This is a genomic window from Stutzerimonas zhaodongensis (genome assembly GCF_003696365.1).
In the GTDB taxonomy this organism is placed as follows: domain Bacteria; phylum Pseudomonadota; class Gammaproteobacteria; order Pseudomonadales; family Pseudomonadaceae; genus Stutzerimonas; species Stutzerimonas zhaodongensis.
In genome coordinates this window covers 122,157-144,244 of the sequence record NZ_RFFM01000005.1, presented here as the reverse complement: position 1 = coordinate 144,244, position 22,088 = coordinate 122,157, and the positions used below count along the sequence as shown (strand labels likewise).

Below are 22,088 nucleotides of genomic sequence, written 5' to 3'. Positions count from 1 at the left end.
TTCGACTTGGCGCGTGTGGCGTGTCAGCCTTCGATCAACTGCCGAAGAACGAAGTGCAGAATGCCGCCCGCCTTGAAGTATTGAACCTCGTTGAGTGTGTCGATTCGGCAAAGCACCTGGAAGCTGTCCCGGGTACCGTCGGCGCGCTCGACATCCACAGTTAGGAGCTGCCGCGGCTTGATATCGGCTCCCAGACCGCGAATCGACAACTTCTCGTTTCCGGTCAGGCCCAGGGAGTGCCGACTCTGGTCGTCCACGAACTGCAATGCCAGAACACCCATGCCGATCAGATTGGACCGATGGATGCGCTCGAAGCTCTCAGCGATAACCGCCTTCACGCCAAGAAGATTTGTACCCTTGGCCGCCCAGTCGCGGCTGGAGCCCGTCCCGTATTCCTTGCCCGCGATGACAACCAGCGGGACGCCTTCAGCCTGGTAGCGCATCGCCGCATCATAGATCGACAGGCGTTCGCCGCTTGGCTGGTACAAGGTATTTCCGCCTTCCTCGCCGCCAAGCATTTCGTTCTTGATACGGATATTGGCGAAGGTACCGCGCATCATGACTTCATGATTGCCGCGCCGAGAGCCGTAGGAGTTGAAGTCCTCGGGTTGTACGCCAAGCTGCTGCAGATAGGTGCCGGCGGGGGAACTGGCCTTGATGTTGCCGGCGGGGGAGATGTGGTCGGTGGTGATCGAATCACCGAACAGCGCCAGAATGCGCGCATTCTCGACATCCTTTGGCGGCGTCAGCGGCTGGCCGATGTCCTCGAAAAACGGTGGGTTCTGCACATAGCTGGAATTGTTGTTCCAGGTATAGGTATCGCCCTCCGTGAAAGAAATGGACTGCCAGTGCTCGTCGCCACTGAACACGTCCGCATAGCGGGTGCGGAACATCTGCCCGTCGATCTTGCTGACGGCTTCGTTTACTTCGGCACTGGTCGGCCAGATGTCTCTCAGATACACGGGCTGGTTTTGCTGGTCATAGCCTAGCGGCTCGCTGTTCATGTCGATCCGAGTGGTGCCGGCTAAAGCGAAAGCGACCACCAATGGCGGCGAAGCCAGCCAGTTGGCCTTGACCAGCGGATGCACCCGTCCCTCGAAGTTGCGGTTACCCGAGAGCACGGAGGACACCACCAGGTCGTTATCGGTAATCGCCTGCCCGATCGCGTCCGGCAGCGGGCCGGAGTTCCCGATACAGGTGGTGCAGCCATAGCCGACCAGATTGAACCCGAGTTGGTCCAGGTAGGTGGTAAGGCCGGCCCGTTCCAGGTAATCGGTGACGACTTTAGAGCCAGGGGCCAGCGAGGATTTCACCCAGGGCGCACGCTTCAGGCCGCGTTCGAGTGCCTTTTTGGCGACGAGGCCAGCCGCCATCAGCACGTTCGGGTTCGACGTATTGGTGCAGGAGGTAATGGCAGCGATCACCACTGCGCCGTGCTTGAGAGAGAAGTCTTCGCCAGCCACCGGGACCGAGGTATCGGCTTGCTGAATCTTGCCGCTGGTTTCCAAGAGCAGGTCGAAGCTGGCGCCGATATCTTCGAGAGAGACCCGGTCCTGCGGACGTTTCGGTCCGGCCAGCGATGGTTTGACCTCGGACAGGTTCAGCTCCAGCGTCGCGGTGAAGACAGGGTCCGGAGAATTGGTGTCGCGCCACATGCCCTGGGCCTTGCTGTAGGCCTCGACCAGCGCGATGCGATCCTCGTCCCGGCCGGTCAAGCGCAAGTAATCGATCGTGACCTGGTCCACCGGGAAAAAGCCGCAGGTCGCGCCATATTCCGGCGCCATGTTGCCGATGGTGGCCCGGTCGGCTAGCGGCAAGTGATCCAGGCCTGGTCCAAAGAACTCGACGAATTTGCCTACGACGCCGTGCTTGCGCAGGATCTGTGTGACGGTCAATACCAGGTCGGTGGCGGTTACGCCTTCGTTGAGTTTGCCGGTCAGGCGCATGCCAATCACTTCGGGAATCAGCATAGAAACCGGTTGGCCCAACATGGCCGCTTCGGCTTCGATTCCGCCGACACCCCAGCCCAGCACTCCGAGGCCGTTGATCATCGTGGTATGCGAATCGGTGCCTACCAGAGTGTCCGGATAGGCGATTGTTTCGCCGTCTTCTTCCTTGGTCCAGACCACCTGGCCCAGATACTCCAGATTGACCTGATGGCAGATACCAGTGCCCGGCGGCACGACGCGGAAGTTATCGAAAGCTTGCTGTCCCCAGCGGAGAAACTCATAGCGCTCGCCGTTGCGTTGCATTTCGATGTCGACGTTCTGCTCGAATGCCTTGTCGGTGCCGAATCGGTCAACCATTACCGAGTGATCGATCACCAGGTCGACGGGCGACAAGGGATTGATCCGCTGTGGATCAGCGCCGGCGCGGGACACCGCGTCGCGCATGGCTGTGAGGTCAACCACCGCTGGCACGCCGGTGAAATCCTGCATCAATACACGCGCAGGGCGGTACTGGATCTCGCGGTCGGAGGTGTGCGTTTTCAGCCAGACCGCCAGCGAATTGAAATCATCGGCTCGCACCGTAAGGTTGTCTTCCCAACGCAGCAGATTTTCTAGCAGTACCTTGAGTGAGGTCGGCAAACGGCTGATGTCGCCGAGCTGCTTGGCTGCCTCGGGGAGGCTGAAGTAATGGTAGGTCTTGCCGTTGACGTCGAGGCTACGACGGCAGTTCAGGCTATCCAGCGATGGCATTCGTCTCTCCTTGTGCCCGCACGGCCGGGCTGACTGAGGTGGGGAGCGTTCTCGTTTGAAGCTAGTCTCTGGCGAGATGTTTCGCCATGAACCGTCGCTAGCTCAGGCGACGGAGGGAATCACTGCACCGGTGTTCCGGGCGTCTGTTGCGCTGCTTTCGCAGTTCAGCACGATTCCAGCCACTGCTTAACTGGACCGGAGCAGCAAGCCTTGGGTTCCCCGGTCCGCTATCATGCGCGCCTTTGGTCGCATGGCATGGCGCCGGCGCGCTGGCCACTCAGGATTTTGTTATGAACACATTGCTGCTGCATTGCCGACCGGGGTTCGAGAATGAGGCGTGCGCCGAGATCAGCGACCACGCCGCCCGGGTTGAGGCGACCGGATACGCGCGGGCCAAGCCGAACAGTGCTTACGCCGAATTCGTCTTTAGCGAATCTGACGGCGCGCACCGCTTGATGCGGGGAGTGCGTTTCTCCCGTCTGATCTTCCCGCGCCAATGGGCGCAAGGGCAGTGGTTGGACTTGCCGGAAACCGACCGCATTGGAGTGCTGTTAGAGGAGCTCAAGGCTTACCCCGTATTCGGCAGCGTCTGGCTTGAAGTCTTCGACACCAATGACGGTAAGGAGCTATCGAACTTCTGTCGCAAGTTCGAAGCGCCGCTACGCAAGGCTCTGGAGAAGAGCGGGCGCTTGAAGGATGGCGGCAACGGCCCGCGCCTCTTACTGACGTTCAAAAGTGGTCGCGAGGTTTTCCTCGGCTTTGCTGATGCGGAAAACAGCGCGATGTGGCCCGGCGGCGTTCCTCGTCTGAAGTTTCCGCGTCAGGCTCCCAGCCGTTCCACATTGAAGCTCGAAGAGGCCTGGCACCATTTCATCCCGCGTGACCAGTGGGATCAGCGACTGGCTCCGGGCATGACGGCGGTGGATCTGGGCGCGTCGCCCGGCGGCTGGACATGGCAGTTGGTGAATCGGGAAATCGAAGTGATGGCGGTGGACAACGGCCCGATGAACGAGGCCCTGCTCGAGACAGGGCTGGTGGGTCATTACCGGGCCGATGGTTTCGCCTTCAGGCCAAAGCGGTCGGTCGACTGGATGGTCTGTGACATCGTCGAAAAGCCCGCCAAGAATGCAGCGCTTCTGGAAACCTGGATTGGTGAAGGGTTATGTCGAGAGGCGGTGGTCAACCTCAAGTTGCCGATGAAACAGCGCTACACCGAAGTGAAACGCTTGCTGGAACGCATTGCCGATGGGCTTGCCGAACGAGGTGTGAAGGCGAACATTGGCTGCAAGCAGCTCTATCACGATCGTGAAGAAGTGACCTGTCATCTGCGCCGGCTGTAAATACCTTCAATGCCGTTGCAACTCTTCGGGCGACCATGTCGCTCTGTTTTAAGGAGCTCCTGATGTCTCAATCTGCTGAACTGTCCGCCGACGCGGTTCTGGACGCCACCGGCCTGAACTGTCCGGAGCCGGTGATGATGCTGCATAACAAGGTACGTGGGATCGAAGGCGGCGAGCTGCTCAAGGTCATTGCCACCGACCCGTCAACTCAGCGCGATATTCCGAAATTCTGCGTTTTCCTGGGTCATGAACTTGTCGACCAGCAGGCCCAAGAGGGCACCTACTTCTATTGGATTCGCAAGAAAGCCGATTAGCCGGCTGCCGATCTGGGCTCATACGCACGGCGGAAGAAACGCCAGTTGCAGGCCCACGAACACCGTCGATAGAGCTGCAATGAAGTGGATGCCCGACGCCACCTTGGTGACGAAGACCTGCCGTTCGTTGAGCTCATGCGGCGGTCGTGACAGCTTCCACGAACGCCGTCCAAGCCATAGCAACAGTGCCACCACCAGCAGCGTCGCAATGCCGAAGCTGACGTTCAGCCAGTTCAAGACGCCGCTATTGGGATCAGGTGGCGCAATGGAGCAGACTACTGCGTGCGATCCGTACATCGCAGCGAACCACAGGCTCCATATAGTCAGGCCGAAGGGGATCTGAACCGGGTGAAAGACGGATGTGCGGTTGTATTTCATCAGGCGCCTCCCCAGGCCGATGGAAATAGAACGATCGCCGCGTAGGCACTCCAGATCACGCCCAGGTTGTAGTACCAGAGTTGCTCGACTACTACCGGTTCATAAGGCGCCAGCTTTCCTACGTAACCCAAATTCACGCGCATGGCCTGCAATATTGTGCAGATTGTCGCCAGCGCACAGTGGATCAGGCTATATGCCAGGATCACGAAGATGACCGCATCATGAGCGGTTGCGGTGATCTGTAGATCGGCGCTCAGCAATACCCATAGCAACAGCCCGAACTGCACCGTGCCAATAACCGACACGATCGCCAGATTGATCAACAGGCCACTACTGTCGCCGCGGCGTAGCTTGGCAGGTATGACCCGCATCCACAGAGTCCCAACCGTAAGCAGAATGGCGCTGGCAAGCATGAGCCATCCGTTGAGATTCGAATGCTCCGGCACCACCCACTCTGGCGAGACGGTCCAGAGGTAGAACCAGCCGAATAGCAGTGACAGATACATGGTGCCGTCGGCCAGTAGTGTGACGCCCATGCCCCACAGGCCCGGCCCGTCGAAGGTGCGCGAATGCAGAGGAGGCTCATCCGGCTGGGTGTGTGCATCCGGCGCTGCGGCAGGGTGGGCACCATTCTCCCAAGACCAGCGGAACAGCACGATCACTGTCGCGACAGTCGCTACCAGCGCCAGCATGTACACCTTGTTCAGCAAGCTCAGGCACAGTACGCCGAGGAATACCGAGGCGATGAAGGGCAGCCAGCTGTTGCCCGGCAAGTGGATGATCTCGCGGACCTCACCCGTCAGCGGGTCGGAACCCCATGTTTCCCTCCGACCATGGTCGATGGTCTTCAAGGCATGCTCGGCGCGCGCGATGCTATGGGGCAGATCGGGATCCTTCCAGAGCGGATGGCGGTCAGTCACGTCCGGAAGACTGACGAAGTTGTACGGGCTCGGCGGTAGGCTGGTGGCCCATTCAAGCGTGTCGGCATTCCACGGATTGGTCTTCGCCGGCTGCCCGAAGCGGAAGTGCAACACGATATCCAGCAGGATGGTGCCGATGCCTATGGCCATGATGAAGCTGCCTATCGACGAAATCAGGTTCGGCAGATCCCAGCCCAGGCCCGTGTCGTAGGTGTAGACGCGACGGGGCATGCCCATCAGTCCGGTCCAGTGCATGATCAGGAAGGTGGTGTTGAAGCCGATGAACACCAGCCAGAAGCCCCAGCGGCCCAGGCGCACGGACGGCATGCGGCCTGAGAAGTGCGGCAACCAGTAGTAGAGGCCGGCCATCAGCGGGAAAAACATCCCGCCGACCAGCACGTAATGCATGTGGGCAACGACGAAGTGGGTGTCGTGCACCTGCCAGTCGAACGGCACCAGCGCGACCATCACGCCGGTCAGGCCGCCGCAGACGAAGACGATGAGAAAGCCCACCAGCCACAGCATAGGAACGTGGTAGACCGGTTTACCCAGCCAGAGCGTGGCGATCCAGGCAAATATCTGCACCCCGGTCGGAATTGCCACCAGCATGCTTGCCGCCGAGAAAAAGCCCAGCGCCAGAGCCGGAATACCGACGGTGAACATGTGGTGAACCCACAGCCCGAAACTGAGAAAGCCGGTCGTCAGGACGCCGAGCACAACCCAGCGATAGCCCACCAATGGACGCTGGCAGAACACCGGTAGCAGGGTCGAGACGATGCCGGCACCGGGCAGGAAGATGATGTATACCTCAGGGTGCCCGAATAGCCAGAACAGGTGCTGCCAGAGCACCGGATCGCCACCCTTTGCGGTATCGAAGAAGGGCAGGCCTGCAGCGCGCTCAAGCTCCAGAAGGATGCTGCCGAGGATCAGTGGCGGAAAGCCGAACACGATCATCAGCGCCATTACCAGAATGTACCAGGCGTAAAGCGGCATCTTGTGCAGCGCCATGCCATTGGTACGGGTGCGCAGGATCGATACCACCAGTTCGACGCCCGCGCTGACCGCGGAAATCTCTACGAAAGTGATGCCCAGCAGCCAGAAGTCCGAGTTGACCCCAGGCATGTGCGAGGAGCTGGACAGCGGCGTGTACATGAACCAGCCAGCCTTGGGCGCAACGCCTAGGAACACGCTTGAGAGCAGGATGATTCCGCCGAACAGGTAGCAGAAGTAACCAAGCGACGACAGCCGCGGAAAGATAAGATCTCGCGCGCCGATCATCTTGGGAATCAGGTAGACGGCCAGTCCTTCCATCATCGGCACAGCGAACAGAAACATCATCACCGAGCCGTGCATGGTGAAGATCTGGTTGTAGACCTCGGGCTCCATCAGCACGTAGCCGGGTAGGGCGAGCTGAGTACGGATCAGCATTGCCATCAGGCCGCCAATCAGGAAGAACACGGCGCCGGTAACGAGAAATCGCAGGCCGATTGTCGTGTGATTGACGATAGTCAGTGCCCGCCAACCGCGCGGGTTACCCCAGACGTCGTTGAACTGATCTTGTAACTGGTCAGGGTCAGTACAGGGCACGCTGCTTGTATCGGATTTACTCATGGAGCGAGCGTCTCCAGCCAATCGGCAATCTGGTCGAGGGTTTCAGGGGGAACATCGTCATGCGCAGGCATGCCGTTGCCGAACTTGAGGTCTTTGTGCTCACGCAACCAGCGGCGCAAGCCTTCGTGGTCATTTTCGAGCACGCCCGCGCCCAGGGTTGGTCGCGTCGCCAAATCCGTCAGGTCGGGTGCGCGATTGCCATCGCTGATGCCGGACACGCGGTGACATTGACCACAACGCTCATCAAATGTCTGGCCTGCATCGCCAGGGGCGCGTTGCTCGTACCGAAGATCTTCTCGGGCGGCGATCCAGGCCGAAAACTGCTCCACGGGCTGCGCTTCGACATGGAGTTTCATGTGGGTGTGCTGCAGGCCGCAGAACTCTGAACACTGGCCGTGAAAGATCCCAGCGTGCCCGGCTTCGATGCGAATGACGTTGGTGCGACCCGGCACCATATCCATCTTGCCGCCCAACCGGGGGATCCAGAACGAATGAATCACGTCGGCACTGGTGACGTGCACATCGACCAAGCGGCCTGCCGGGATGATCAACTGGTTGGCGGTGGTGACTCCGCTGTCCGGGTAATGGACCTCCCACCACCATTGATGCCCGGTGACTTCAACTTTCAAGGGCTGCTCGCCCTCGACCGGCAGCGGCATCATGCTGCGACCGGTGGGAATGCCGAATATCAGCAATACGATGATGCTCACGCTCGGCAGGACGATGCCGCCACCGATGACCCAGCGACGATTGATCGCCAGCGCTTCCTTTTCGCTGGTTTCTCGCGGCTTTCGGGCCAGCGCGTAGATCCAGATCGCACTCACGACGATCAGCACCAGCGTTGCGAAAGCAAACATGCCCCACCATACGTTCGCGACCTGCCGCGCCATGGGGCTGGCGGGGTTGAGTGTCGACAACGGCCCATCGCACGCACTCAATAAAGGAACTGCCAGCGCCAGCGTGGTCCATTTGAAAAGGTCGCCGGCTCGTTTGAACGGTTGCGCGGCCAACTTCTTCAGTAGTCGGAGGGCCGAATGGCCAATTATCGAGATTCCATTCACAGCCGCGCAGCGATCGCCGGGCACCCCTTGCATCCGATGCTCATCCATTTTCCCGTTGCAGCGCTGACCGGGCTCCTGCCGGTCGATATTGCGCACATCTGGACGCTTGATGACTTTTGGTGGCGTGCAGGTCTCTGGCTGGCGGGCGTAGGCGCGCTGGGAGGCTGGGTTGCCAGCATATTCGGGCTGATCGACCTGCTGACGGTGCGAGAAATACGGCAAAAGATCACCGCCTGGTGCCACGCAATCCTGGCGGTCATGATGCTCTCGCTGGCTTCGCTCAACTGGCTGCTGCGGTATCAGAATGAAGGGCCCAACGTTCATCTCTGGGCCTTGTATCTCTCCGCCATCACGGCGGCGTTGATTTCCCTGGCAGCCTATCTCGGCGGGCGCCTGGTCTATGAGCATGCCGTTGGGGTCGATCTGGACAAGGTCTGACCTGCTTTCTGAGTACGGCTTGAATCGTTCGGTCATGGGCGCTTTTCGCTTCTGTCGAGCGGTTTGAGTCATCGGTTAGAACGGCTTTGCCAGCACCAGCCATAGCGTTGCGGTGATGAACGTCGCAGTCACCAATCCGAGAAAGCGGCAGCGAATGCTGACGCTCAGTTCGGGTGAACGTTCGACCCGCAGGACCAGCACACCGCATAGGGCATGGCAAAGCACCATGCCTGCCACGGTACTGAGCTTGACGATCAGCCACCCGGCCATGATGCCGTCACGTAGAAAAAGCGCAGTGCCTGAGCCGATGGCGATCAACGCTGCCGGCGTGGCAATGAGGTTGAACACCATGCGTGTCAGGTGGGCGTGGTCACGGTAGAAAAGTGGATCATTTCGCCGGGTGCCGGCGGCAACGAGCGCTGGCAGGTATAGCAAGGTGCCGCACCAGCACAGCAGGCCCACAAAGTGCAGCAGTTTGAGCAGGGGCATCCGCGTCTCCATCCGGCCCTTGGCAAGTCAGAGGTTGTGACAACCCTCTGACGGGGCGGTTCGGCTGGATCTTCCGTTACCTCGGAGGAGACGGGCGAAGTGTCTGCGCCGGCCTCGCGATAAGGTCAGCGTTCGGCGTTGCGCTCGAACAGCTGGCTGCCGCAACGGCTGCAAAATGCCGCGTTTGGTTCGTGGCTCAATTTTTCGCAACTTGGACACTTGTGCTGCAGGCTATCGGCTCGCATCGCAGTGGCCAGCTCCGCAGTAAAAATTCCGGTAGGCACCGCAATGATCGAATAACCGGTGATCATCACCATGGTCGCGACCGCCTTGCCGAGCGGCGTGTGCGGGACGATATCGCCGAATCCGACCGTGGTGAGGGTTACCACGGCCCAGTAAATACTCATGGGAATGCTGGTAAACCCGTTCGAGGGGCCCTCGATCACATACATCAATGTGCCGTAGATCAGCACCATCGTCGTGACGCTCAGCAGGAAAACGATGATCTTCTGCTTGCTGCCATGCAGGGCGACCAGCAGAAAGTTGGCTTGGCTCAGGTACTGGGTCAGTTTCAATACGCGGAATACCCGAAGCATGCGGATGGCACGGACCACCAGCAGGTACTCGGCATCCGGTAATACCAGTGCGATGAAAGCTGGAACCACCGAAAGGAGATCGATCGCTCCGTAAAAGCTGAAAATGTACTTGCGTGGCTCAGGGTGGCAATAGATGCGCACCAGGTACTCGATAAGAAAAATGACGGTGAAGAGCCACTCCAGACCATCCAGCAGTGGCCCATGACGGTCGCTGTACATGGCTACGCTATCGAACAAGACCACCACGAGGCTTGCAAAGATGATGACCAGTAGCCAGGTGTCGAAGCGCTTTCCCGCGGGCGTATTGGTGAAAAAGATGATGATGTAAAGGCGTTCGCGCCAGCCCATCGATCGGAGGTCGTCGTTGTCCATGTACAGCTCCCGGCGAACTTTAGCGGCAAGTATCCCGAGTTCGAACGGCATGTGAAAGGCTCGCTACAGTAACGTGGCGTTGCATAACGCCTCCGATGCGAACCAAGAACGACATTCGATGCAGATTGACCGTTCGGGCTTGCTCCTGGTCAACCGTTGGGTCGGCAGCCTTTGCTACCGTAGGCGATGAGGAATAGTCTTAGCCTTGCGCATCAAGCCGTTGGAGAGCGAAATGCCAGATTCGAAGTTGGTCGATCCATTCGGCCGGCGCATCACCTACCTTAGATTGTCGGTTACCGACCGCTGTGATTTTCGCTGCACCTATTGCATGAGCGAAGACATGGTGTTCGCACCGCGTGCGCAGATCCTAACGCTCGAGGAGCTTTACGCGGTGGCCGATGCGTTTATCTCGCTTGGCGTAAAACGCATCCGCGTGACCGGTGGCGAGCCGCTGGTGCGCAAAGGGTTGCCTGGCTTGCTGTCGCGTCTCGGCGCAAGGAAGGAGCTTGAAGATCTGGCCATCACCACGAACGGTTCCCAGCTGCCGGTTCTCGCCACGGCTTTGCGTGATGCTGGCGTCAAGCGCCTGAACATCAGCCTGGATTCGCTCAAGCGTGATCGATTTGCAGAACTTACCCGCCGCGACATGCTTCATCAGGTTGTCCACGGAATAGATGCAGCCATCGATGCCGGCTTTAGTCGGATCAAGCTCAACAGCGTGATCCAGAAAGGCCGTAACGATGATGAGGTGCTGGATCTGGTGAATTTTGCGGTTGAGCGCGGTTTGGATATCAGCTTCATCGAAGAAATGCCGTTGGGTAACGTCTCCAGTCATGAGCGGGAAATCACGTTCTGTTCCAGCGAGGAGGTGCGCGAGCGTATCGAAGTGGGTCACCAGCTGGTGCGCAGCAGCCATACCACTGGTGGTCCGTCGCGCTATTGGCAGGTTGCGGGCACCGAAACGCAGGTCGGCTTCATCTCACCGCATAGCAACAATTTCTGCGGTAGCTGTAATCGAGTGCGGGTCACGGCGGAGGGCAAACTGGTACTCTGCCTCGGACATGAAGGCGCTCTGGATCTCAAGAGCCTCATGCGTCGCTATCCGGGGGACAGTGAGCGGCTTCGCCAGGCGCTGGTGGATGCGCTGCAGCTCAAGCCGGAGAAGCATGACTTCCGCGCTGACGAGCAAGTCCAGGTGGTGCGTTTCATGAGCGTCACTGGGGGCTGAGATCCCCTTGCCGAGATCGTTCCGAGAGTCGGCACTCTCGCCTCCAATTCCGCCGCGCGCTTTTCATCTCTACCTACGATCCAGGCATGCGGCGCAGCTGCTGGATCGTTGTGCCCAGCGACCTATACAAGCCTGTCAGCTTCTGTGCCGCACGCCTCGAGAGCCAGGCGAGTGGCCGTGATAAACTTCTCGGCCGACCGCCAACACGACTCCATCAATGCCACGGCATCCCCCAACTGCCCAAGGCGAGCACGGCCCAGCTGCTCAAGCCTCGACTGCCATGGATAGGCCCTCATGCGTCTGAAAAGCATCAAGCTCGCCGGATTCAAGTCCTTCGTGGATCCGACCACCGTCAGCTTTCCTAGCAACATGGCTGCTGTAGTTGGGCCCAACGGTTGCGGCAAGTCCAACATCATCGACGCGGTCCGATGGGTGATGGGAGAAAGCTCGGCAAAGAACCTGCGAGGCGAGTCGATGACCGACGTCATCTTCAAAGGCTCGAATACCCGCAAACCGGTCACCCAGGCCAGTATCGAACTGATCTTCGACAACTCCGATGGCACCTTGACCGGTGAGTACGCGGCCTTCGCCGAGATATCGATCCGTCGTCGGGTTACGCGCGACGCGCAGAACACCTACTTTCTGAATGGCGTCAAATGCCGACGCCGTGACATCACCGACATCTTTCTGGGCACAGGTCTTGGGCCGCGTAGCTACTCGATCATCGAACAGGGGATGATCTCCAAGCTGATCGAAGCCAAACCCGAGGATCTGCGTAACTTCATCGAAGAGGCGGCGGGCATTTCCAAGTACAAGGAGCGCCGGCGCGAGACGGAGAACCGTATCCGTCGTACCCACGAAAACCTTGCCCGCCTCACGGATTTGCGCGAAGAACTTGAGCGGCAGCTCGAACGGTTGCACCGCCAGGCCCAATCCGCTGAGAAGTATCAGGAATACAAGGCCGAGGAACGTCAGCTCAAGGCGCAGTTATCGGCGTTGCGCTGGCAGGCGTTGAACGATCAGGTAGGCCAGCGCGAGCAGGTGATCGGCGATCAGGAAGTCGGCTTCGAAGCACTGGTCGCAGAGCAGCGTAACGCGGACGCCAGCATCGAACGTTTACGCGACGGTCATCATGAGCTGTCCGAGCGGTTCAACGTCGTCCAAGGGCGCTTCTATTCGGTTGGAGGCGATATCGCTCGGGTCGAGCAGAGCATCCAGCATGGTCAGCAGCGCTTGCGCCAGTTGCAGGATGACCTTCGTGAAGCCGAGCGGGCCCGGTTGGAAACCGAATCGCACCTCGGCCACGATCGCACCATTCTTGCCACCCTGGGCGAGGAACTGGCGATGCTTGAGCCCGAGCAGGAACTCGCCGCGGCGTCGGCCGAGGAAGCTGCTGCCCAGCTCGAAGAAGCCGAAGCTGCCATGCAGCAGTGGCAAGATCAATGGGAGCGCTTCAATCAGCAAAGCGCCGAACCACGGCGCGCAGCAGAGGTGCAGCAATCGCGTATTCAGCAGCTCGAGCAGAGCCTCGAGCGATTGGCCGAGCGCCAGCGACGGCTCGAGGACGAAAGCGCTTCGCTTGCTGGGGATCCGGAAGATGCCGCCGTAGCCGAGATGAGCGAGCAGCTGGCGGTTGGCGAGCTCAGCCTGGAAGAGCTTGCGGTCGAGCAGGAACAGGTGAATGAGCAAATCGAGCAGCTGCGTGAAGAGCTGCAACAGGCGAGCCGTGCGGAGCAGCAGGCATTGGGCGAGTTGCAGCGGTTGAATGGCCGCATCGCCTCACTGGAGGCGCTGCAGCAGGCCGCCATGGACCCAGGCAAGGGGGTCTCAGAATGGCTGCAGGAGCGCGGGCTGAACGATCGGCCGCGTCTTGCCGAAGAGCTCCGCGTAGAGTCGGGTTGGGAGCTAGCCGTCGAAACCGTACTTGGTGCGGATCTTCAGGCCGTGCTGCTTGATCGTTTAGATGACCTGGACCTGGGGGATTTCGAACAGGGAGATCTGCGCCTCGTCAGCCCGAAGCATGCGTCCATTAACTTGGCCGGGAGCCTGCTCGATAAGGTCGAGTCCAGTGCAGACCTTTCGCCATGGCTGGGGCGGGTTCGACCTGTCGATGACCTCGAGCAAGCCTTGGCGGCGCGAAGCACGCTTGCAGATGGCGAGAGCGTGATCAGCCGCGACGGTTACTGGCTGGGCAGACATTTCCTCCGGGTTCGGCGCGCCGCGGAGGCCGAGTCGGGGTTGCTCGCCCGAGGACAGGAGCTTGAGCGCCTTCAGGCAGAACGCGATGAACGTGAGATAGATATCCAGCAGTTGGGTGAGCGCATAGGCCTGCTGGCTGAAGCTCAACGTGAGCTGGAAGAGCTGCGTGAACAGCAACGTCGTCGACACCAGGATCTTGCTCGGCAGCAGGGCGAGCTGAACGCGCGTCTGTCCGCGAGTCAGGCGAAGCTTGAGCAGCTGAGCCTGCGGCGCCGCCGCGTGGAAGGTGAACTGTTCGAACTCACTGAGCAGCGCGCCGTGGAGACCGAACAACTGGGCGAGGCGCGTCTGAATCTTCAGGACGCCCTGGACGCGATGGCGCTCGATACCGAACAGCGTGAATCGCTGCTGGGGAGCCGCGACGGTATCCGCGAGCATCTTGACCGGGTGCGCCAGGAGGCGCGACAGCACAAAGATCACGCTCATCAGCTGGCGGTTCGCATTGGCTCGCTGAAAGCCCAGCACAACTCAATCCGTCAGGCACTCGAGCGGCTTGAACTGCAATTCGAGCGTGCCATCGAGCGCCGCGAGCAGCTGAACTTGAACCTGGAGGAGGGCGAAGCGCCGCTGGAAGAGCTACGCATGAAGCTCGAAGAGCTGCTGGAGCGGCGCATGGGTGTCGAGGACGAGCTCAAGCTGGCCCGGCTGGCGATGGAAGACGCCGATCGCCAATTGCGTGATGCTGAAAAACGTCGGACCCAGGCCGAGCAGCAGGCGCAGCTGTTACGCGGCCAGTTGGAACAGCAACGCATGGAATGGCAGGCGCTAAGCGTTCGCCGCAAAGCCCTGCAGGACCAGCTGCACGAGGATGGCTTTGATCTGCACGGCGTACTTGCGACGCTGCCGCCAGGAGCCGGCGAGTCGGATTGGGAGGCCGAGCTGGAACGTCTCGCAGCGCGGATTCAGCGACTCGGGCCGATCAACCTCGCGGCAATCGACGAATATCAGCAGCAATCGGAGCGCAAACGCTATCTCGACGCGCAGAACGATGATCTCGCCGAGGCGCTGGATACGCTGGAAAACGTCATCCGCAAGATCGACAAGGAAACGCGTAACCGTTTCAAGGAAACCTTCGACCAGATCAATAGCGGCCTGCAGGCGCTTTTTCCGAAGGTTTTCGGCGGCGGCAACGCTTATCTGGAACTTACCGGAGAAGATTTACTCGATACCGGGGTGGCGATCATGGCGCGACCACCGGGCAAGAAAAACAGCACCATCCATCTCTTGTCCGGGGGTGAGAAGGCGCTGACCGCTCTGGCGCTCGTGTTTGCGATCTTCCAACTCAATCCGGCGCCGTTCTGCATGCTCGATGAAGTTGACGCTCCTCTGGACGATGCCAACGTCGGACGCTATGCGCGACTGGTCAAGGAAATGTCGGAAAAGGTGCAGTTCATCTACATCACGCACAACAAGATAGCGATGGAAATGGCAGATCAGTTGATGGGTGTGACCATGCATGAGCCGGGTTGCTCGAGGCTGGTAGCTGTCGATGTGGAACAAGCGGTGGCACTGGCGGAAGCTTGAGTGGCGCTTGTTCCAGACAATAATCAAGGTGAGCGGAGACCAATAAAAGAGCCGCGCCGGGCGGTGCACATCTACCGTTCGTCGTGCTAGTTTAGGGCGCAATTTTTACGATGCGCAGATGAGCCTGTTCAGCGGCTGTGAATCTGCGTCTTTATCATCGATTTCAGGGGTTCAAGCATTAATGGATATCGGTCTGCGCGAGTGGCTGATTCTCATCGGCATCATTGTTATCGCCGGCATTCTTTTTGATGGCTGGCGGCGGATGCGCGGTAGCAAGGGCAAGTTGAAATTCAAACTGGACCGCAACATCGCGAGCACGCTGCCCGATGAAGAAGAATCCACCGAGTTGCTGGGCCCGCCACGGGTCGTCAGTCGAAGCAACGAGCCTTCGCTTGATGAGACCGATCTTCCATCGATGAGTGCTCGTGAGCCCTCCAAACGCCGTGCCAGTGAACCACGTCAGGGCGACCTGCATTTTTCAAGTGACGATACACCTGTCCCAACGCTGCTTGATCCGGTAGCTGACGAGGACGACAGCGAAGAAACCAGCGATCCCGACCAGGACCTGCCACCGGTCGAAGAAGTGTTGGTCATTAACGTAATTTCCCGTGATGTTCACGGCTTCCGTGGCCCTGCGTTGCTGCAGAACATTCTGGAAAGCGGCTTGCGGTTCGGCGAGATGGACATCTTCCACCGTCACGAAAGCATGGCAGGCAATGGCGAGGTGCTGTTTTCCATGGCCAATGCGGTCAAGCCGGGCACTTTTGACCTGGATGACATCGATCATTTCACCACGCCAGCGGTGAGCTTCTTCCTCGGCCTGCCGGGGCCGCGCCATCCAAAGCAGGCTTTCGACGTGATGGTCGCGGCGGCTCGCAAGTTGTCGCAGGAGCTCAACGGTGAGCTCAAGGACGACCAGCGCAGCGTCCTTACGGCCCAGACCATCGAGCATTACCGTCAGCGGATCGTCGATTACGAACGTCGGCAGATGACTACCAAACGTTGACCAACAAAAACCGCTCTTAAGGAGCGGTTTTTCGTTGTGGCTAAGGCTCAGCAGACAGCCAGCCGAGTTTCAGCCGCGAGGCCGCCATTTTCGCATCGCCGTCCTAACTCAAGATGCCGATGGATCCATCGGACATGCAACCTTTCAAACACGCTAAAATCCCGCACAGAAATCAACATAGGGCCGATCGAGGCGCCGCATTTCGCGCTCGTTCCGGCCTGCTGATATGGCCCTTCATACCATGACGTCCGCCCAGACCGCCGCAGAGCGCATCGCCGAACTGCGCAGCGACATCGACGCCCATAACTATCGTTACTACGTGCTGGACGAGCCCAGCGTCCCCGATGCTGAGTACGACCGACTGTTCAAGGAGCTCAAGGCGCTCGAAGCCGAGCATCCGGAGCTGGTGACGCCGGACTCGCCCACCCAGCGGGTCGGCGGCGCAGCGCTGGCGGCATTCGGCCAGGTGCGGCATGAGGTGCCGATGCTCAGTCTCGGTAACGCGTTCGAAGAACGGGATCTGATCGACTTCGACCGTCGCGCCCGTGAGGGGCTTGATCTACCGACCGGTGATTTGCTCGGCGAAGGTGCCGAGCTGGAGTACAGCTGTGAACCCAAGCTCGACGGTCTCGCCGTGAGCCTGCTCTATGAGAACGGTAGGCTGGTACGCGGCGCCACACGAGGTGACGGAAGTACTGGCGAGGACATCAGCACGAACGTTCGCACCGTCCGCAATATCCCGCTGAAGCTGCACGGCAGCGACTGGCCCGCCGTGTTGGAAGTGCGCGGCGAAATCTATATGCCCAAGGCCGGCTTCGAGGCGCTCAACGCGCGGCAGCTCGAAACCGGTGGCAAGCCCTTCGCCAATCCGCGCAATGCCGCGGCGGGCAGCCTGCGTCAGCTGGACTCGAAGATTACCGCCAGCCGACCGCTCGAGTTATGCGCTTATGGCGTCGGGCGCAGCGACGGAGATCTGCCGGACACCCATATCGGCATACTTGAGGCGTTGAAAAAGTGGGGGTTGCCGATCAGTCGAGAGCTGAGGCTAGCCAAAGGCGTGGAGCAATGCCGGGACTATTTCCGCGACATCGGCGAGAAGCGCGATGCCCTACCGTATGAAATCGACGGCGTGGTGTTCAAGGTCAATTCGGTCGGCCAACAGCGCGAGCTCGGCTTTCGCGCAAGAGAACCGCGCTGGGCCATCGCGCACAAGTTTGCTGCCAGAGAAGAAGTGACCGAACTGCTGGATGTGGAGTTCCAGGTTGGTCGCACCGGCGCGATCACGCCCGTTGCGCGCCTGAAACCGGTTCAGGTTGCCGGGGTGACGGTTTCCAATGCCACTCTGCACAACATGGACGAGGTCGCTCGGCTGGGTGTGATGATCGGCGATACGGTCATCGTGCGCCGCGCTGGCGATGTGATACCGCAGATTCTTGGCGTGATTCCGGAGCGACGTCCCGAAAGCGCCCGTGAGGTTCACGTGCCGGAGCAGTGCCCAGTATGCGGCTCGGCCGTCGAGCGCACTCAGCTGATCAAGCGCAGCAAGGGTCGAGAGTCGTTCAGCGAAGGATCGATTTATCGCTGCGTCGGCCGACTGGCCTGCCAGGCGCAACTCAAGCAGGCGATCATCCATTTCGTATCCCGGCGTGCGATGGATATTGACGGCCTTGGCGACAAGATCGTCGAACAACTGGTGGATGCCGGGCTGGTGGGCTCACCAGCGGATCTGTACAGCCTGAGCTTCGAACAGGTACTCGCACTTGAAGGCTTTGCTGAAGTCTCGAGCCGCAACCTGCTCAAAGCCATTGATGACAGCCGTATGCCGTCGCTGGCGCGTTTCATCTTTGCCTTGGGTATTCCCGACGTGGGCGAGGGCACGGCCAAATTGCTGGCACGTGCCCTGGGATCCTTGGACCGGATTGCCTGTGCCCTGCCGGACGTGCTGGTCTATCTGCCGGATATCGGGCTGGAGGTGGCTCACGAGATCCATAGTTTTTTCCAGGACGAGCACAACCAGTTGGTGATCCGGCAGCTGCGCGAACGGGGCGTGGAGCTACAGGAGGAGGGCGACGTTCACCCTGAGTTTGCAGCCTGCGCTACGCTGGCCGGATTGCTGGATAATCTGAATATTCCTTTCATCGCGGCGACTGGCGCACAGCGTCTGGCGGATCGGTTCGGCAGCCTCGAGGCCATCATCGGTGCCGACTGGCTCGACCTCAGGCAGATCGAACGCCTCAATGAGAAAGCCGCCCGCGCGCTGCGCGACTACTTCGATGAGCCGGCCAATGCGGCGCGTGCCCGAGTCATCGAAGCTCAGTTGAAAGAATTCGGCATGCACTGGCAGAGCGAACGAAAAGCCGCGGAAGGCTTGCCTTTGGCCGGCCAGACCTGGGTCCTGACTGGCACTCTGGAAGCCATGAGTCGTGATGAGGCCAAGGCGCGTCTTGAAGCCTTGGGTGCGAAGGTGTCTGGATCGGTTTCCGCCAAGACCAGTGTCGTTGTCGCAGGGCCAGGGGCGGGTTCGAAACTGATCAAGGCCAACGAGTTGGGCGTTGCAGTTGATGACGAAGCGGCCTTTCTCAAGCGCCTGGCTTCGCTGGAGGCCTGACTCGTAACCCGTAAACTTGTGGGCACGGGAGCTATCGAAAGTTGGTCGCTCATTGCTCACATGGCGGGGCTCCTTTCGCTGGTTGAGTCAGGAGCGGCCGCCAGGGGCGGCGAAACGGTTCGCTTAGTCTCCGCGATACTCGCAGCCGCTGGTGCAGGTTTCGTGAATGCGAACCCGCGACAACTCCGGCAGCAGCGGTTTCAGCTCCTGCCAGACCCATTTTGCAAGGTTCTCGCTGGTCGGGTTTTCCAAGCCGGGCAAGTCATTCAAGTAATTATGGTCGAGGCGCTCATAGATCGGTTTGAAGATTTCTTTGATCTCGCTGAAGTCTCGAATCCAGCCGGTGTGAGCGTCAACTTCACCTTCCAGATAGATGGCGACACGAAATGAATGCCCGTGCAGACGGCCACACTTGTGCCCTTCGGGTACGTGGGGCAGGCGATGGGCTGATTCGAAGGTGAACTCTTTGAATATTTCCACTGAAGCTTCCGGATGGGCAAAGGGCGGCATTTTACCGATTCATGAGTCGCTGTGGTTGCTAAACGATCTGGCGCGAAGACATGGCGCGCTGGTTTCCATGGCGCTTTGACACTCCCGCAGGGTTGGGGCAAAGTGCCCCGCTTTTTATCGGCGTACGTCGCTTCGGGGAGTTGAAATGAACGCAGTGGTAGCGGCAGTCGGCATCATGCTGATTCTCAGCCTGTGCAGGGTCCACGTAGTGGTGGCGTTGATAGCGGGTGCTATCGCGGGGGGCGTACTGGGCGGCCTAGGGCTGGAGGGCAGTTTGGCGGCCTTCAATAAAGGATTGGGTGGCGGTGCGACGGTGGCGCTTTCCTACGCATTGCTTGGCGCTTTCGCGGTCGCGATCGGCAAAAGTGGATTAGCCCATGCGCTGGCGGATCGCGCTCTGGCGATGGTGGGCAAGCAGGAGTCCCACGGCGGCGGCGCGGTCAAGTGGATGATGATCGGCTTGCTGCTCGCGGTCGCCGTATCCTCCCAGAACATCCTGCCGATCCATATCGCCTTCATTCCCTTGCTGGTACCACCGCTGCTCTATGTGTTGAGCAGGCTGCAGATCGACAGACGCCTGATTGCCTGCGTGCTCGCGTTCGGCCTGGTAACGCCCTACATGTTCCTGCCTGTCGGTTTTGGTAGCATCTTTCTCAACGAAATCCTGCTGGCGAACGTGGCCAAGAGTGGTGCCGATATCGAGGGCATCAATGTCAGCCAAGCGATGTTGATCCCCGCGATCGGGATGCTCGCGGGCCTGCTGATCGCGATGTTCAGCTATCGCAAGCCCCGCACCTATGACCTGGCCACGGTCGACCAGTCCAAGGTCGTCAGCGTCAGCTATAGCCCGCTCACGTTGCTGGTGGCTGCATTGGCAGTCGCCGCAGCTTTTGTCGTTCAGCTCTGGTTGGACTCGATGATTCTTGGTGCGCTGGTCGGCTTCGTCATCTTTTCCGTTTCGGGCGTGGTGCGCTGGAAGGAAGCTGATGACCTGTTCACCGAGGGCATGAAGATGATGGCCATGATTGGCTTCATCATGATTGCCGCAGCTGGATTCGCAGAAGTGATGCGCGAAACTGGCGAGGTGAAAACCCTGGTCGATGCCTCGACCCAGTGGATTGGCAACAGCAAGGCTGTCGGTGCCCTGATGATGTTGCTGGTTGGCTTGCTTGTCACCATTGGCATCGGGTCATCGTTTTCTACCGTACCTATCATTGCGGCGATCTTCGTTCCGCTGGGCCTGGAGCTGGGCTTCAGTCCTCTGGCAATCGTCAGTCTGGTGGGCACCGCTGGAGCGCTGGGCGACGCGGGTTCGCCAGCTTCCGATTCGACCCTCGGGCCTACGGCCGGCCTGAATGCTGACGGGCAGCACAATCACATATGGGACACCGTGGTGCCGACATTCCTGCATTACAACCTGCCGCTGCTGGCATTCGGCTGGTTCGCTGCGATGACCCTGTAATGAGCGTCGAATCCCGCTAACTTGATCCAGGCGCCGTCGCAATGACGGCGCGCTGGAGCGTTCGCAGCTGCTTATCTGCCGACCAGCACTACTGGCAGCAATCGCTGACTAAGGGATACAACCGCAGCGATAGGATCCAATCGTGAAATCAACCCTCGAGCAGAAAGTCTTTCTGGCTCTGTTGCTCATCGTGAGCATTGCGTTTGGCTGGATACTTTTTCCGTTCTATGGGGCGGTGTTCTGGGCTGTAATCCTCGCCATCATCTTCGCCCCCTTTCAGCGTTACCTGCAGCGCCGTTTTCCCGATAAGCGAAACCTGACTGCGCTCACCACGCTGTTGGTGTGCCTGTTGGTCGCGGTGTTGCCGGTCATTCTGATTACAGGCCTGCTGGTGCAGGAGGGCTCTGCTCTCTATCAACAGATTGAAAGCGGCGAACTGGACGTCCGAGCGTTCGTTGGCACCGCCAAGGAGATGCTGCCTGATTCACTGCAGCAACAACTGCAGCGGTTCGGGCTTGGCAGTGTCGATCAGATGCGTGACCGTCTGGCCAGCGGAGCCCTCGAAGGCAGCCAGTTTCTGGCAACCAAAGCGTTCAGCTTCGGCCAGGGAACATTCCAGTTTCTTGTCAGCTTTTTCGTGATGATCTATCTGCTGTTCTTTCTTATTCGAGACGGGCGCGAACTGGTCGCAAAGGTCAAACGTGCGATGCCTCTGAGCGAGAATCAGAAGCGCAGGCTGTTCAGCAAGTTCACGCGGGTGGTGAGGGCGACTGTCAAAGGCAACATCGTGGTTGCCGCAACTCAGGGTTTTCTCGGAGGAGTGATCTTCGCGATCCTGGGCATTCCCGGTTCGTTGCTCTGGGGTGTGCTCATGGCGTTTCTGTCCCTGTTGCCGGCCGTTGGTGCGGGGCTGATCTGGACGCCCGTTGCCATCTATTTCTTCATGAAAGGGATGGTGGTCCAGAGCGTGATTCTTACGCTCTACGGGGTACTGGTAATTGGCTTGGTCGACAATATCCTGCGACCGATCCTGGTTGGGAAGGACACCAAGATGCCGGACTATCTGGTGCTGATTTCCACCTTGGGCGGTCTGGCTCTGTTTGGCCTGAATGGCTTCGTGATCGGCCCGCTGATTGCGGCGCTGTTCATGTCTTCGTGGGGGCTGTTTACTTCACCTGAAAGCAGGCTTCCGATTACTTCCCCTGAAAACAAGCGGCTGGTCTCGCCATCTGAAAGCGAGCCGCCGGTTTAACGGCGGCTGCTCTGATCCGGA

The 22,088-nt window shown here is 59.6% G+C and carries 16 protein-coding genes; 9 read left to right on the top strand and 7 right to left on the bottom strand.

Annotated elements, in window-relative coordinates:
• Positions 1–23: 23 nt before the first annotated feature.
• Positions 24–2,699 (bottom strand): aconitate hydratase AcnA, encoded by a 2,676-nt coding sequence (acnA, locus tag EA797_RS17730; protein ID WP_122167611.1) that lies wholly within the window; start codon positions 2,697–2,699, stop codon positions 24–26.
• 290 nt (positions 2,700–2,989) lie between these two features.
• On the opposite strand from acnA, the gene rlmM reads away from it, so the two are divergent.
• Together rlmM and tusA are read left to right on the top strand one after the other, a co-directional pair.
• Positions 2,990–4,039, top strand: a complete 1,050-nt coding sequence (gene rlmM, locus EA797_RS17725) for a 23S rRNA (cytidine(2498)-2'-O)-methyltransferase RlmM (protein ID WP_122167609.1) — start codon at positions 2,990–2,992, stop codon at positions 4,037–4,039.
• Positions 4,040–4,101: 62 nt separating this feature from the next.
• A complete protein-coding gene (gene tusA / locus EA797_RS17720; protein WP_122167607.1) occupies positions 4,102–4,353 on the top strand; it encodes a sulfurtransferase TusA in 252 nt (83 codons plus the stop codon).
• Between the two features lie 18 nt (positions 4,354–4,371).
• On the opposite strand, the gene EA797_RS17715 is transcribed toward tusA, so the two are convergent.
• The 3 genes from EA797_RS17715 to coxB are packed head-to-tail and all read right to left on the bottom strand — an operon-like array spanning position 4,372 to position 8,152.
• Complete coding sequence (locus EA797_RS17715) at positions 4,372–4,731, bottom strand: hypothetical protein (protein ID WP_122167605.1); 360 nt, start codon at positions 4,729–4,731, stop codon at positions 4,372–4,374.
• Positions 4,731–7,262 carry a cytochrome c oxidase subunit I gene (gene ctaD / locus EA797_RS17710; protein WP_122167604.1) on the bottom strand — a complete coding sequence of 844 codons (2,532 nt, stop codon included), beginning with the start codon at positions 7,260–7,262 and terminating at the stop codon, positions 4,731–4,733. The genes EA797_RS17715 and ctaD overlap by 1 nt, the downstream gene beginning before the upstream one ends.
• Positions 7,259–8,152, bottom strand: coding sequence for a cytochrome c oxidase subunit II (gene coxB, locus EA797_RS17705; protein ID WP_122167750.1), 894 nt, complete (start codon positions 8,150–8,152; stop codon positions 7,259–7,261). The genes ctaD and coxB overlap by 4 nt, the downstream gene beginning before the upstream one ends.
• Before the next feature lie 144 nt (positions 8,153–8,296).
• On the opposite strand from coxB, the gene EA797_RS17700 reads away from it, so the two are divergent.
• Entirely contained in the window at positions 8,297–8,761 is a 465-nt protein-coding gene (locus EA797_RS17700; protein WP_122167602.1) for a DUF2231 domain-containing protein, read from the top strand.
• Between the two features lie 75 nt (positions 8,762–8,836).
• Here EA797_RS17700 and EA797_RS17695 read toward each other — a convergent pair whose 3' ends face one another.
• Positions 8,837–9,250 (bottom strand): CopD family protein, encoded by a 414-nt coding sequence (locus EA797_RS17695; protein WP_122167600.1) that lies wholly within the window; start codon positions 9,248–9,250, stop codon positions 8,837–8,839.
• Between the two features lie 125 nt (positions 9,251–9,375).
• Positions 9,376–10,218 (bottom strand): ion transporter, encoded by an 843-nt coding sequence (locus EA797_RS17690; protein ID WP_122167749.1) that lies wholly within the window; start codon positions 10,216–10,218, stop codon positions 9,376–9,378.
• Positions 10,219–10,450: 232 nt separating this feature from the next.
• On the opposite strand from EA797_RS17690, the gene moaA reads away from it, so the two are divergent.
• The 4 genes from moaA (at position 10,451) to ligA (ending at position 18,843) form a co-directional block, all read left to right on the top strand.
• Complete coding sequence (moaA, locus tag EA797_RS17685) at positions 10,451–11,446, top strand: GTP 3',8-cyclase MoaA (protein WP_122167598.1); 996 nt, start codon at positions 10,451–10,453, stop codon at positions 11,444–11,446.
• A 294-nt stretch (positions 11,447–11,740) separates the two neighbouring features.
• Positions 11,741–15,229, top strand: coding sequence for a chromosome segregation protein SMC (gene smc / locus EA797_RS17680; protein ID WP_122167596.1), 3,489 nt, complete (start codon positions 11,741–11,743; stop codon positions 15,227–15,229).
• A gap of 181 nt (positions 15,230–15,410) precedes the next feature.
• Positions 15,411–16,235: a cell division protein ZipA gene (gene zipA, locus EA797_RS17675; protein WP_122167594.1), complete on the top strand. Its 825-nt coding sequence runs from the start codon at positions 15,411–15,413 to the stop codon at positions 16,233–16,235.
• Positions 16,236–16,476: 241 nt separating this feature from the next.
• Positions 16,477–18,843: an NAD-dependent DNA ligase LigA gene (gene ligA / locus EA797_RS17670; protein ID WP_122167747.1), complete on the top strand. Its 2,367-nt coding sequence runs from the start codon at positions 16,477–16,479 to the stop codon at positions 18,841–18,843.
• 123 nt (positions 18,844–18,966) lie between these two features.
• Here ligA and queD read toward each other — a convergent pair whose 3' ends face one another.
• Positions 18,967–19,323: a 6-carboxytetrahydropterin synthase QueD gene (gene queD, locus EA797_RS17665; RefSeq protein WP_122167745.1), complete on the bottom strand. Its 357-nt coding sequence runs from the start codon at positions 19,321–19,323 to the stop codon at positions 18,967–18,969.
• A 175-nt stretch (positions 19,324–19,498) separates the two neighbouring features.
• Here queD and EA797_RS17660 point away from each other — a divergent pair, with 175 nt between their 5' ends.
• Positions 19,499–20,815, top strand: a complete 1,317-nt coding sequence (locus EA797_RS17660) for a Na+/H+ antiporter family protein (protein ID WP_122167592.1) — start codon at positions 19,499–19,501, stop codon at positions 20,813–20,815.
• Positions 20,816–20,954: 139 nt separating this feature from the next.
• The gene (locus tag EA797_RS17655) at positions 20,955–22,067 is read left to right on the top strand and encodes an AI-2E family transporter (RefSeq protein ID WP_122167590.1); all 1,113 of its coding nucleotides are present in this window, start codon (positions 20,955–20,957) and stop codon (positions 22,065–22,067) included.
• The last annotated feature ends 21 nt before the right edge of the window (positions 22,068–22,088 follow it).

What these genes read in the sequence shown, in the direction of transcription:
- acnA (WP_122167611.1), bottom strand. Translation starts at nt 2,699, where the DNA reads ATGCCATCGCTGGATAGCCTGAACTGCCGTCGTAGCCTCGACGTCAAC.
- rlmM (WP_122167609.1), top strand. Translation starts at nt 2,990, where the DNA reads ATGAACACATTGCTGCTGCATTGCCGACCGGGGTTCGAGAATGAGGCG.
- tusA (WP_122167607.1), top strand. Translation starts at nt 4,102, where the DNA reads ATGTCTCAATCTGCTGAACTGTCCGCCGACGCGGTTCTGGACGCCACC.
- EA797_RS17715 (WP_122167605.1), bottom strand. Translation starts at nt 4,731, where the DNA reads ATGAAATACAACCGCACATCCGTCTTTCACCCGGTTCAGATCCCCTTC.
- ctaD (WP_122167604.1), bottom strand. Translation starts at nt 7,262, where the DNA reads ATGAGTAAATCCGATACAAGCAGCGTGCCCTGTACTGACCCTGACCAG.
- coxB (WP_122167750.1), bottom strand. Translation starts at nt 8,152, where the DNA reads ATGGCGCGGCAGGTCGCGAACGTATGGTGGGGCATGTTTGCTTTCGCA.
- EA797_RS17700 (WP_122167602.1), top strand. Translation starts at nt 8,297, where the DNA reads ATGGCCAATTATCGAGATTCCATTCACAGCCGCGCAGCGATCGCCGGG.
- EA797_RS17695 (WP_122167600.1), bottom strand. Translation starts at nt 9,250, where the DNA reads ATGCCCCTGCTCAAACTGCTGCACTTTGTGGGCCTGCTGTGCTGGTGC.
- EA797_RS17690 (WP_122167749.1), bottom strand. Translation starts at nt 10,218, where the DNA reads ATGGACAACGACGACCTCCGATCGATGGGCTGGCGCGAACGCCTTTAC.
- moaA (WP_122167598.1), top strand. Translation starts at nt 10,451, where the DNA reads ATGCCAGATTCGAAGTTGGTCGATCCATTCGGCCGGCGCATCACCTAC.
- smc (WP_122167596.1), top strand. Translation starts at nt 11,741, where the DNA reads ATGCGTCTGAAAAGCATCAAGCTCGCCGGATTCAAGTCCTTCGTGGAT.
- zipA (WP_122167594.1), top strand. Translation starts at nt 15,411, where the DNA reads ATGGATATCGGTCTGCGCGAGTGGCTGATTCTCATCGGCATCATTGTT.
- ligA (WP_122167747.1), top strand. Translation starts at nt 16,477, where the DNA reads ATGACGTCCGCCCAGACCGCCGCAGAGCGCATCGCCGAACTGCGCAGC.
- EA797_RS17660 (WP_122167592.1), top strand. Translation starts at nt 19,499, where the DNA reads ATGAACGCAGTGGTAGCGGCAGTCGGCATCATGCTGATTCTCAGCCTG.